This is a genomic window from Rubrivirga sp., from assembly GCF_049648075.1.
Lineage (GTDB): Bacteria > Bacteroidota > Rhodothermia > Rhodothermales > Rubricoccaceae > Rubrivirga.
This window is the reverse complement of sequence record NZ_JBARYR010000180.1, coordinates 1-12612: the sequence shown is the minus strand read 5'-3', so window position 1 is coordinate 12612 and position 12612 is coordinate 1. Positions and strand designations below refer to the sequence as shown.

7 protein-coding genes and 1 pseudogene are annotated in these 12612 nt (G+C 68.8%); 4 read left to right on the top strand and 4 right to left on the bottom strand.

Annotated features, from left to right (window positions below; all coding sequences use genetic code 11):
• Nucleotides 1-2859: DNA methyltransferase (locus tag WBA11_RS05175; RefSeq protein WP_424519650.1), on the bottom strand; the 2859-nt coding region annotated here is incomplete at its 3' end.
• Between WBA11_RS05175 and WBA11_RS05170 the strand changes: the two genes are divergently transcribed.
• The gene (locus tag WBA11_RS05170) at nucleotides 2853-4760 is read left to right on the top strand and encodes an ABC transporter ATP-binding protein (RefSeq protein WP_424519649.1); all 1908 of its coding nucleotides are present in this window, start codon (nucleotides 2853-2855) and stop codon (nucleotides 4758-4760) included. The genes WBA11_RS05175 and WBA11_RS05170 overlap by 7 nt on opposite strands.
• 88 nt (nucleotides 4761-4848) lie before the next feature.
• Here the strand turns inward: WBA11_RS05170 and WBA11_RS05165 are convergent, their stop codons facing one another.
• Complete coding sequence (locus WBA11_RS05165; protein WP_424519648.1) at nucleotides 4849-5061, bottom strand: hypothetical protein; 213 nt, start codon at nucleotides 5059-5061, stop codon at nucleotides 4849-4851.
• 221 nt (nucleotides 5062-5282) lie between these two features.
• Here WBA11_RS05165 and WBA11_RS05160 point away from each other — a divergent pair, with 221 nt between their 5' ends.
• Both WBA11_RS05160 and WBA11_RS05155 read left to right on the top strand, forming a co-directional pair.
• Nucleotides 5283-6974, top strand: coding sequence for a GMC family oxidoreductase (locus WBA11_RS05160; protein ID WP_424519647.1), 1692 nt, complete (start codon nucleotides 5283-5285; stop codon nucleotides 6972-6974).
• Between the two features lie 102 nt (nucleotides 6975-7076).
• Nucleotides 7077-8822 (top strand): aldehyde dehydrogenase family protein, encoded by a 1746-nt coding sequence (locus tag WBA11_RS05155; protein ID WP_424519646.1) that lies wholly within the window; start codon nucleotides 7077-7079, stop codon nucleotides 8820-8822.
• A gap of 75 nt (nucleotides 8823-8897) precedes the next feature.
• On the opposite strand, the gene WBA11_RS05150 is transcribed toward WBA11_RS05155, so the two are convergent.
• Nucleotides 8898-11072, bottom strand: coding sequence for a putative bifunctional diguanylate cyclase/phosphodiesterase (locus tag WBA11_RS05150; RefSeq protein WP_424519645.1), 2175 nt, complete (start codon nucleotides 11070-11072; stop codon nucleotides 8898-8900).
• Nucleotides 11073-11133: 61 nt separating this feature from the next.
• Nucleotides 11134-11859, bottom strand: a complete 726-nt coding sequence (locus WBA11_RS05145; RefSeq protein WP_424519651.1) for a YebC/PmpR family DNA-binding transcriptional regulator — start codon at nucleotides 11857-11859, stop codon at nucleotides 11134-11136.
• Nucleotides 11860-12182: 323 nt separating this feature from the next.
• On the opposite strand from WBA11_RS05145, the pseudogene WBA11_RS05140 reads away from it, so the two are divergent.
• Nucleotides 12183-12612: pseudogene (locus WBA11_RS05140) on the top strand (serine/threonine protein kinase); the annotation flags it as partial.

The following is a 12612-nucleotide window of genomic DNA, read 5'->3' as shown; positions in this document are numbered from 1 at the left end:
GGCGTGGGCCGTGCGGAGCGGGTTCGCGCCGGGCTCCTCGAGCGTCCGGTACAAGTCGCGGAAGCTCATCCCGTGCTTGTCCATCAGGTCCCGGCGCAGCGCCCGCAGCGCGACGGCCGACTCGGCGACCTCGAGGGCGGCCTCGAGGGCGGGCGCCTGCGGCCACGGGAAGCTGTTGAAGACGGTGCTGCTGGTGTAGCGCGGGTCGCCCTTAAGCGTCGAGCATCGCTCGGTGAACCACGCCCAATGCATGCTCGACTGCAGGATGCCGTGTGAGTAGTCGTCCTCGAGGGGGAACACCATCAGCGCAGCGTTCGGGCGAATGTCCGTGCTGACGAACTCGAATGTCGGCCGCTTCATCACTTGCGGACAGGCGATGAAGCGGTTCACGACCTCGAGGCGCTCTTTCATCTCACCCCGCGCCCACGAGAGCTGCCACCACGTGTTGAGGAAGTTGGCGTGGTGGCGGTTCGTCCGGGCCTTCGGATTGGCCTCCAGCTTCTCCGAGTTCCGTTGCGCCTCGGCTTCGGCTTTCGCCTCGCGGTCTGGGAGAACCACGCTCTGGACTTGTCCGAACGGGTCGCGGTAGCTACGGGCCTCGAACACGTCGCGCGGATGGAAGTCGATGACGTAGCGCTTGGCCCGGGGCGGGGTCGTGCTCAGCAGGTCGTTGCCGGTCATGAAGGGGAACAAGACATCGACGCTTCGCGGATCGGCCTCGAGCATCGAGGCCGCCTCCTTCGGCGTCAGCAGGAACCCCTTGTGGCCGTGCGTTTGGCCCTGGTAGCACGCGTCGGCCGCTTTGTTGGCCTCGAGGTCGCGGGCGCCCGTCACGTCCACCTCGGGCGAGAGCGCCGGCCCGATCCGGTCGAGCGCGTAGACCTCGAGGTCGTCGGCGGCCCCGTCGCCGGGCTGAAATGACAACCGGAACGGGCCGGGCGCGTCGCCCTTGACCCAGTTCGCAATGGACACGTGGACCGCCGCGTCGCCGGTCCAGGGCTGCGACGAGACGGCCTCCGTGATCGTGCCCCCGTTGGTCACGATGTAGTCGAGGCCGCCCTCGCGGCTGTAGTTCTGGCGGATCGTGTTCGTCCCCACCAGCCCCGCCCGTTGGCCGGCGCCGAGGTGGTCGTGCGCCTTGCGGAACCAGTAGACGCAGAAGTCGGCCCGGCCGGGGACGTCGGGGTACGCCGCCCGGACCCGGTCCACGTAGGCCGCGCCCAACTCCGGGACCAAGTTGTTCTTGGACACGAACGGCGGATTCCCGACGACGGCCTCGACGTCGGGCCACTCGGCGAAGAGCGCGTCCGCCTGGCGGACGTTCTCGGTCAGGTCGTCGAGCGGGAGCGCGTCGTCGAACAGGATCCCCGTCAGGTCCGCCTCCTCAGTGTCGGCGGTGGCCGCGGCCTCGCGCTTGGCGAGCTCCTTGGCGATGGTGAGCGTGACCCGGGCCAGCTCGACGGCGAACGCGTTGTGGTCGAGCCCGTACATCTGGCGCACCGAGACCCGGCTCGTCTTGGCGAACCCGGCCCGCTGGATTGCGGCCGGCGAGAACCCCACCGCCACCTTGCCGATAAGCTCGATCTCGAGCCGCTTGAGCTCGCGGAACGCGACGTAGAGGAAGTTGCCCGATCCACACGCCGGATCCAAGACGCGGTACCGGAGCAGGTCGTCGCGCAGATCCTTGAGCCCCGAGAGCGTGTCCGTCGCGTCGATCCGAGCGCGCCACGGCCGCACGATGGTCGGCTGGACGATCTTCTGGATGTCGGCCTCGTGTGTAAAGTGGGCGCCCGAGGCGTGCCGGTGGTCCGGGTCCATGATGTCCTGGAACAAGGTGCCCAGGATCTCGGGCTGGACGCGGCGCCAGTCCTGCCGCGACGCGTCCAAAAGCGGCAGCAGCTGGTCCTTGCCCAGCGGCACCGGCTCGACGTCGCGGAACAGGCCGCCGTTGAAGTACGGGACGGCGTGGAACCGCCCGCCGCGCGCCGGCTTGGCATCGGCCATCTGGCGGAAGAGGCTGCCCAGCAGGTCGTAGGCGTCGGCGCCGTTGTGTAGGCAGTCGTCCACGACGTGGGCAAACACGTCGTCGCGCAAGAGCCCCACGTCCTCGAAGAACATGGCCGCGACGCACTGCAACACGAACCGCCGCGCACGGTCCGGCTCCTCGCCGGCATCCACCAATCCGTTGTAGACCTCGGCGACCAGGTGCGCCGCCTCGCGCGTGACCTCGACGCGGTTGTTCTCGAAAAGGGGCTCCTCGGGCTGGGGCAGCATGAACCCGAACGCCGCGCGCCGCTCGGCCAGCCGCGCCACCTCCACCTTGTCCACGGGGTCCGGCTGGACGTCGAAGTCGTAGACCCAGACCTCGTCGAAGTTGCAGAGCAGGACGTACCGAGGCTTCGGGTACAGGTTGAACCAGTAGTCCCGGGCCTGATCGTAGTGCTTCTGGAGCTTCTCGCCGCGCTTCTTCATCTCGACGAGGACGCGTCCGGGCCACACCAAGTCGGCGAACCCCGTCGCCCGACCCTTCCGGCGGACGCGGTCCTCGAGGGTGGCCCCGGCCTCTTTGTAGCCGGCGTGGCCGAACGCCTGGAAAAAGCGGTCGAGGAAGACCTGGGCCTCGCCCTTCTCGTCGCCGTCGAGCGTCACGGCGTAGTCCACGAAGTCGCGCAAGCGTGTCTCGTCCATGTCGGGGTCGGCGTGGTGGTGTAGGCGTCTGCGAACATACCCGGACGCCAGGTCCGCGCTGCCCTCGAGGCCGGGTCGGTCTTTCGCCTTCACGTCCTCGAGGGCGGGATTCCTGACTCCGCCCTCGAGGACGAACCCGGCGCGCCGGCCCGCGTGGCACCGGCATGGCATTGCATCAATCCGGGCGACAGGGGGCCGCGCCAACGAGAGGGAGCGGCCGCGCGCGACGCGCCGCCGCCGAGCTCACCTTCCGCGAGCGCGTGGGCGCGCTCTCCAACCTGCCCCCGCTCTTCCGGCTGGTTTGGAGCACGAGCCCCGCGCTCTTCTCCATCAACCTCGCGCTCCGGCTCGTCCGCGCGCTGATCCCGGTCACGGCGCTCTACCTCGGCAAGCTGGTCGTGGACAACGTGGTCCTGCTCGCGGGCGACTCGTACTCCGTCCTCGAGGTCGCGCAGTGGATGGACACGGGGCCGGGCGTCGCGATCGTGGGCTTGCTGCTCGCCGAGTTCGGCTTGGCCATCCTGAGCGACCTGCTGGGCCGCGCGACGGCGCTGTGCGACTCGCTCTTGGGCGACCTGTTTACCAACGAGACCTCGGTCCGCTTGATGCGGCACGCCGCCGCCCTCGACCTGGCCCACTTCGAGGACGCCGACTTCTACGACCAGCTCGAGCGCGCCCGGCGCCAGACCACGAGCCGGCTGGTCCTGCTGAGCCAGGTGTTCGGCCAGGTCCAAGACTCCGTGACGGTCGTGTCGCTCGGCATCGGTCTCGCGGTCTTCGCGCCGGGATTGCTGCTGCTGCTCGCCCTGGCACTCGTCCCGGCGTTCCTGGGCGAGGCGCACTTCAACGCCCAGAGCTACAGCCTCGCCTACTCGTGGACGCCCGAGCGCCGCGAGCTCGACTACCTGCGCTACGTCGGCGCCTCAGACGAGACGGCCAAGGAGGTCAAGATCTTCGGCCTCAACGACTACCTCGCCGAGCGCTACCGGACCCTGGCCGACGCGTACTACCGGGCCAACCGGACGCTGGCCGTCCGACGCGCGTCGTGGGGCGGGTTGCTCTCGGCCGCGGGCACGCTGGGCTACTACGCCGCCTACGCGATCATCGTGTACCGGACCGGGATCGGCATCTACACGATCGGCACGCTGACGTTTTTGGCGGGCTCGTTCGGCCGGATGCGGTCTCTCCTGGAGTCCATGCTGGCGTCGTTCTCGACCGTCAGTGGCCAGGCGCTCTACCTCGCGGACCTGTTCTCGTTTTTCGAGATCGAGCCCCACGTGGCCTCAAGGGCGGACGCGCTCTCGGTCCCCCAGCCCATCCAGCAAGGGTTCGTGTTCGAGGACGTCGGGTTCCAGTACCCCGGCTCGGAAAACTGGGCCGTCCGGCACCTGTCGTTCGCCCTCGAGGCCGGCGAGGCGCTGGCGTTGGTGGGCGAGAACGGAGCGGGCAAGACGACGCTCGTCAAGCTGCTCGCTCGGCTCTACGACCCCGACGAGGGCCGGATCTTGCTCGACGGCCGCGACCTGCGCGACTACGACCTCGACGAGCTGCGCTCGGCCGTCGGCGTCATCTTCCAGGACTTCGTGCGCTACCACTTGTCGGCCGCTGAGAACATCGCCGTCGGGCGGATCGAGGAGCGCGACGACCGGCCCCGCGTCGAGACCTCGGCCGAGCGGTCCCTGGCGGACGCTGTCATCGAGGCGCTACCCGACGGGTACGAGCAGACGCTCGGGAAACGGTTCCAAACAGGCGTCGACCTCAGCGGCGGCCAGTGGCAGAAGGTGGCGCTGGGCCGGGCATACATGCGCGACGCCCAACTCTTGATCCTGGACGAGCCGACGGCCGCCCTCGACGCGCGCGCCGAGTTCGAGGTGTTCGAGCGGTTCAAGGACCTGACCGAAGGCAAGACGGCCGTTCTGATCTCGCACCGTTTCTCGACCGTCCGCATGGCCGATCGGATCTTGGTCCTCGAGGGCGGCGAGGTCGAGGAGATCGGGACGCACGAGGAGTTGTTGGCGTCGGGGGGACGCTACGCGGAGCTGTTCGAGCTCCAGGCCCAGGGGTATCGGTAGCGGGCACGGCAAGGGCCTCGTCCTCGAGGACGAGAAAAAAGCGGCCGCCCCCAAGGGACGGCCGCCGACGAATCACCGCGTGGAGACGCTAGGCCTGTGCGGTCGGCCCCTGGCCGAGCACGTCGAGCGGGATCAGCTCGAGGTGGATCCCGTTGTCGCCGGGGACGCTCGAGGTGTGCGGGACCTCGTTGGTCCAGATCTCGTCGGGGATCCCGCCTGGGAAGGCGTTGCACAACAGGGCGTCGCTGGCCTGACGGTCGAGGTGGGTGCACGCGGTGCACTGAGACTGTGGGGAAATCATAGGTAGTCGTGGTTGGTGTTGCTTGTACAACGCCCGAGAGGACTCGGCAGTTCGTCCGGCGCGAAACTTAGACCTGGTCTAAATCCAAGGTGGACAACGCGTTCTCCGCGATGTGGACGCCTGGGACCTCGTCCTCGAGGACGGCGTCCGCCCTGCCACACGCACGTCCGGGTTAACACCGTTCTGGAAGCGCTACCTTGACCCAAATGCCGCACCACGTCATGAGCGATCTCACCTTCGACTACGTCATCGTCGGCGCCGGCTCCGCGGGGTGCGTGCTCGCCAACCGCCTGAGCGCGTCCGGCGAGCATCGCGTCTTGCTCCTCGAGGCCGGCGGCGAGGACAAGGACAGCAACATCCACGTCCCGGCCGCCTTCTCGAAGCTGTACGGCGGCACCTCGGACTGGGGCTTCTACACGGTCCCTCAAGCGGGGCTCGCCGGCCGACGGCTGATCCAGCCTCGGGGCAAGACGCTGGGCGGGTCGTCCTCGATGAACGCGATGATCTACATCCGCGGGCACCGCGCCGACTACGACGAGTGGGCCGAGCACGGCGGCGACGGCTGGAGCGCCGACGCGGTCCTCCCCTACTTCCGCCGCAGCGAGGATCAGCAGCGGTTCACCGGCGATCCCGAGCACGGCACCGACGGCCCGCTCACCGTCTCTGAGCAACGCAGCCCAAGCGCGCTATCGAAACGACTCGTCAAGGCCGGCGCTCAGCTCGGCCACCCGCGCAACGACGACTTTAACAGCGGCGAGCAGGACGGCTTCGGGATGTACCAGGTCACGCAGCACGGCGGCTCGCGCATGAGCACCGCGCGAGCGTTCCTGCGCCCGGCCTTGGACCGGCACAACCTCGAGGTCTGGACCGAGGCCCAGGCGCTCCGCGTCGTCCTCGAGGCCGGCGGCGGCGATGGGCAAGCGCCCAGCCGAGCCACTGGGGTCGAGATCTTGAGGGGTCGCGAGCGCATGACCGTACGTGCCGAGCGCGAGGTGATCCTGGCGGCCGGTGCCTTCGGGAGCCCGCACTTGCTCATGACGTCGGGCGTCGGTCCCGCCGAGCAGCTCCGGGAGAACGGCCTCGAGGTCGCGCTCGACCTGCCGGGCGTCGGCGAGAACCTGCAGGACCACCTCATCTCCGGCGTCACGCGCCACGCCACCACCAACGACACGCTCGACCTGGCCGAGTCGCTGCCCCGGTTGGGGCGCAACCTCCTCAACTACGCGGTCCGCCGGAAAGGGCCGTTCACGAGCAACGTGGCCGAGGCCGGCGGCTTCGTCCGCTCCTCGCCCGACCTCGACGCGCCGGACGTTCAGTACCACTTTGGTCCTGGCTTCTTCCTCGAGCACGGCCGACGCAACCCGGAGGGCCAGACCGGCTACACGGTCGGCGGGCTCGTGCTCACGCCCAAGAGCCGGGGCACCGTTCGCCTGGACGGCCCCGACCCGCTCACCAAACCCGTCGTCGACCCGCGGTACCTCTCGGACGCCGAGGACCACGACCTGCGCCGGACGGTCTGGAGCTTCCGCCTCGCCCAACGCTTGGCCGACGCCGACGCCTTCGCCGACATCAACGGCGGCCCCTACGAGCCCGGCCGCGTCCTGGAGGACGACGCCGAGATTATCCCGTTCGTGCGCGCCACCTCCGAGACGCTATACCACCCCGTCGGCACGTGCGCGATGGGGACGGGGCCGGACGCCGTGGTCGACGGCGACCTGCGCGTCCGGGGCGTCTCCGGCCTGCGCGTCGTCGACGCGAGCGTCATGCCGGTCATCACGCGCGGCAACACCAACGCGCCCACCATCATGATCGCGGAGAAGGCGTCGGACCTGATCCTGGGCACCGCCCTCGAGGGCGAGACGGCATACGGCGCTTCGCTCTCGGCGCTCTCCGTGCGAGAAGGAGTGTCCTGATTTCCAGGCCACGCACGAACCCCTAGCGTCCGTACCGGTCGGCCCCGAGGACACAGCTCCGCTCTGTCCGGCCTCGAGGTCGCTCCTCTTTACCACCCCCCCATGACCACCCCGCCCCGCCCCGCCGACAGCACGCCCGCCGAGATCGACGCGGCGCTCGCCGACCTCGAGGCCGTCGCCACGGAGTGGGCGCGGCTGCCGATCCCGCTCAAGATCAGCCTGCTCGAGGGCCTGCCCACGCGCATCGAGGACGCGGCGGGCCGCTGGGTCACGGCCGCCTCGCGAGCGAAGGGCTTGCCGGAAGGGTCGCCGCTGAGGGGCGAGGAGTGGTCGTCGGGGCCGTGGGCCGTCGCGAGCTACATCGAGCCGCTCAAGCGCACGCTGCAAGCTGCCGAGAGCGGGTCTCTAGCGTCGCTCGTCGAGGGAAAGACACGCCAGCGACCGGACGGCCAGACGATCGTCCGCGTGCTCCCGGACGGGCTCTACGACCACCTCCTGTTCAGCGGCATCGAGGTCGACGTGTGGCAGGAGCCGGGCGTCACGCCTGCGACGCTGCCCGACACGATGGCGACGTTCTACCGCGAGGACGCGCCCGACGGCGCCGTCGCGGTCGTGCTCGGGGCCGGCAACATCGCGTCTATTCCCGCCCTCGACGTCCTGTACAAGCTGTACGCGGAAGGCCAGGTGGTCTTGCTCAAGATGAACCCGGTCAACGCCTACCTCCAGCCCATCTTCGAGGAGGTCTTCGCCGACTTCGTCCAAGCCGGCTACCTCCGCTTCGCGAGCGGTGGCGCCGAGGTCGGCAAGCTGTTGACGGGTCATGACCTGGTCGATGAGATTCATGTTACCGGCAGCGCACGCACGCACGACGCCATCGTCTACGGCACCGGTGCGGAAGGTGAACAGAGGAAAGAGCGCGACGAGCCGATCTCGCACAAGCGCGTCACGAGCGAGCTTGGCGGCGTGAGCCCTTGCCTCGTCGTTCCAGGCGACTGGTCCGAGCCCGACCTCGAGTTCCAGGCCGAGAACGTCGCGTCGCAAAAGATGCACAACGGCGGGTTCAACTGCATCGCGAGCCAGGTCCTGATCCTGCCCGAAGGGTGGACGCAGCGGGACCCGTTCGTTCACGCCGTCCGCCGCGCCCTTCGCGAGCTCCCCGACCGCCCGTCCTACTACCCCGGCACGGACGACCGCGTCCAAGATCTTCAAAACGCCTATCCCGATACCGCTGAGCGACTCGGGGCGACAGGCGCCCGAACGCTCGTCGAGAACGTGCCGGCCGAACCCGGCGAGCCCGCCTTCACTGAGGAAGTCTTCGGCCCGGCCCTCGCCGTGACGTCGCTCCCCGGCGGTACCGCCGGGGACGACGCCGCCGACTGGCTCGACCGCGCCGTCGACTTCTGCAACGAGCACGTCGTCGGCACGCTGGGCGCGACCGTCGTGATTCACCCTCGAACCATCAAAGCTCTCGGAGACCGCTTCTGGGACGCCATCGCGCGGCTGCGCTACGGGACGGTCGGCATCAACGTATGGAGCGGGGTCAACTTTTTCATCGCAGGCGGCACCTGGGGCGCGTTCCCAGGCCACACACGCGACGACATCCAGAGCGGGACGGGCGTCGTCCACAACGCGTACCTGTTCGAGCGGCCGCAGAAGACGGTCATCCAGGGACCCTTCGCGCCCTTTCCGAGATCGCTCCTGCTGGGCGAGACCCACGTCGCCCCGAAGCCGATCTGGTTCGTGACCAACGCGACCGCCGAGACCTCGGCACGGCGCCTGCTGAGCCTGGCCACATCGCCCACGCCGCTCAAGTTGCCCGGCATCTTCGCCTCCGCTCTCCGCGGCTGACCTCGAGGGCAAAGTGGACCCGTCGAGGTGGAAGGGGACGACCGCCCGCTCACCGAGACTGGCCTCGAGGACGCGTCAAGCGAGAGTCTCGTCCTCGAAGCCGACGATCGAGGGCAGCTTCGAGGCCGTCTCGGCGAGGCCATCCCAGTGACGACGCCACGGGCCGCCAAAGCGGAGGCACCGGCTCATCTCTTCGGGGCGGAGGGGCTTTGAGAGGAGGAAGCCTTGGCCGTACTCGCAGCCGAGCGCGCGGAGATCGACGAGCTGGCGGGGCGTCTCGATCCCCTCGGCGACGACGACGGTCCCCATCGTGTGCGCGAACCCGACGACGGTCTTGACCATGGCTAGCGCCGCCGAGTCGTCGTGCATCCGTCGTACAAACGCCTGGTCCACCTTCACTTTGTCGACCGGAAGCGCATGGACGACGCTCAGGGACGAATAGCCCGTCCCGAAGTCGTCCATCGAGAACTCGACGCCGTCCTGGTCGCGTAGCGACTGGAGGACGGTCGCGACCCGCTGCGGATCGTCGACGAGCAGGCTCTCGGTCACCTCGATCGTGAGCTGCCCTCGCCCGATCCCCGACGCCGCCAGCAGCGACCGAACGCTCCAGGCGAACTGGGGATCGTGGATGTCTCGGACCGAGCAGTTGACCGACATCTTGAGGTCGAGCGCGTAGCCCACCTCGTGCTCCCAGCGACGGTGTTGGTTGAGCGCCTCGGACATCACCCAATGATCGAGATCGGTGATGTGCCCGGTCTCCTCCGCGATGTCGATGAACGCCTCGGGCGAGATCAGGCCGAGCTCCGGGTGGTTCCACCGGACCAAGGCCTCGACGCCGTGGAGGACGCCCGTCTTGAGGTGCACGATAGGCTGATAGGCGACCACCAGCTCGCCGTTTCGGATGGCGCCCTCGAGGTCGGACTCGATCCTACGGCGCCGCTCGCTCGCCGCCCGCAGGGCCGGCGAGAACAAGGCCCACCCGTCGCGCCCATCGTCCTTGGCCTGGTAGGCCGCCAGGTCAGCCTCGCGCAAAACGCTGCCGGCGTTCTCGTGGTCGGTGCGGCCGATCGCGATCCCGATCGAGGCCGAGAGAGACCGCGTGTGGCCGCCCAGGAGGAACGGCTCGCGCAGGGCCTCCTCGATCCGAGTCGCCGCCCGGACGGCTGCCGCTTCGACGTTGGTGTGCTCGATGAGGACCGCGAACTCGTCGCCGCCGATCCGCGCGACGGTGTCGAACGCTCGCGTCGAGGCCTGGAGCCTGCGGCCGACCTCGACGAGGACCTCGTCGCCGGCGGCGTGCCCCAGCGTGTCGTTGACGGCCTTGAACCGGTCGAGGTCGAGGTAGAGGACGGCGTACCCGACGTCCCCTTCGTCCATGCCGTAGCGCGCGAACTCGACGGTGGTGTCCAGGCGGAGCGTGAACAGGACCCGGTTGGCGAGACCCGTCAGGGGATCGTGGTGTGCACGGCGGTGGAGCTCGTCCTCGAAGGCCTGCCGCTCGGTGATGTCGCGGGAGGTGACCTGAAAGCGCGTGATCTCGCCGCAGGCGTCACGGATAGGCTCCATGAGCGACTCGAACCAGACGAACTGGTCGTCCTTCCGCTGGATTCGGTACCGCGTGACGGCCGTCTGGACATCTCCTCCCCGGAGCAGGTCGAACCCTTCGGCGCGCACGCGCTCGACGTCGCCGCTGTGGATCAGGTCGTGGGGATCCGTCCCGAGGAGCTCGCGCGGCTCGTAGCCGAGCATGTCCCGCGTCGACTCGCTCATCCACTCGTACCGACCCTCGAGATCGTGGTGGCTCACCAAGTCCGAGATGTGCTCGACCAGGATGCGGTACCGCTCCATCACCTCGTCGCGCTCAGCAGGCGCCGCGATGATGGCCTTCGTCTTGTAACGGATCCGGCGGTAGAAACCAGCCAGGAGCCCCGCCGACGTCCACGACGAGATCGCCAAGCCGTAGAGCACCGCGTCCGCCCCGGGCGCGAGGGCGTGTGGGCCGGTGCCGAGGACTATGCCGAGGTGGTTCCGGTCGAGGGCGCACCCGTAGATGAACGCCACGGCGCCAAACCCGAGCACGTAGGCCAGCGGAACGGTCGGCAGATCGAGGAAGCCCAGCCGCATCCGCTCCGGCAACGCCCCCACCTGCACGGCGTCCTTGGCAGCCCCGGACGCCAGCCCCCACAGGGCTGTCGCGATCACGACGTAAGGGACGACGACACCAACGAGGTGCCAGGCGTGGACGGACATTCGAACAGGACTCAGGAGCCGAGATATCGTCCTGTTTGAGCCTGCATCAAGTACCGTTCAACTAGGCCAGATTGTGGAATACGCGTTGGACATCCTCGTCCGCCTCAAGCTTCTCGACCAGCTCTAGAACGGCATCGGCGTGATCGTCCTCGAGGTCGGTCGTCGTCGTGGGGACGTACTCGACCTCGGCGGAGATCGGCTCCAGGCCGCGGTCCTCGAGGGCGCGCTGCATCTGACCAAAGTCGGCGAAGCTGCACCGCGCCACGATCACGTCGCGCCCGTCCTCGGTCGTGCCGTCCTCGAGCTCTTCGAGACCGTCGTCGATCAACCCGAGCTCCAAGTCGTCGCGGTCGGGGACCGCCCCGGGGTCGAGGGAGAACGCGCCCATCTTGGTGAACTGGAACGCGACCGAGCCGCTGTTGCCCAGGTTACCGCCGCCGCGGGACAGGATCGCGCGCAGGTTGGCGACGGTCCGGTTCACGTTGTCGGTCGCGGCCTCGACGAGAAGCGGGATGCCGTGGGGGCCGTAGCCCTCGTAGAGCACCTCGTCGTAGCTCTCGGTGTCCTTGCCCATGGCCCGCTTGATCGCGGCGTCCACCTTGTCCTTGGGCATGTTGACGCCCTTGGCGTTCTGCACCACCCGCCGGAGTTGCGGGTTCATGTCGGGGTCCGGCCCGCCGGCCTTGACGGCGATCACGATGTCCTTGCCGATCCGGGCGAACTGCTTCGCCATGCGGTCGTAGCGCGCGAACATGGTCGACTTGCGCTTCTCGAACATCCGGCCCATGCGTTTTCTGGTCTGGTGAACGGGGAAGCTAGGGGTTGGACGAGGCAGGTCCGGCCTCGAGGACGCGATGAGGGAACGCGAGAAGAGGTGCGGAAGAGACGAGGCGTCTCGATGTGCGACCTCGAGGTCGGGCTGACCGCCGAAGTGGCGGGTGGCCACGAGCGCCCACCGTAGCAACGGCGTGAGGCTCGCCGTCCTCGACGCCCACCATCGAGGGCGACACGAACGAAGGCCGCCCTCGAGGACGGCTGAGCCACCCGTTCAGGGACGCGCGGTTGCCCGCTCCCCCTCTGGTCCCGATACTGACCGATCACCCTGGTCCCATGTCCGACGACCTCGACGCCACACGACTCCGCCGGAGACGCGCCCTCGAGCTTTTCTCCGACGCCTGCGACCTCGAGGACGCGGACGTCCCAACGTTCCTCGAGGACGCGTGCGGCGATGACCTCGAGCTCCGGCGCGCCGTCGAGGCCATGCTGTCCGTGGACGACGAGCCGCTGTCGATGCTGGACCGAGGGCTGGGCGTCCTGGACGCGTCCGCACCACCGCCGGACGAGGTCGGCGGCTACCGTGTCATCGACGAGATCGGACGCGGCGGGATGGGCGTAGTGTACTCGGCCGAGCGTGTCGACGGGACGTTCGAGAAGACGGTCGCGCTCAAGGTGGTCCGAGCCGGGAAGGCGACCGACGAGGCCGCGCGGCGGTTCGACCGCGAGCGGCGTGTGCTGGCCCGGCTCGAGCACCCCGGCATCG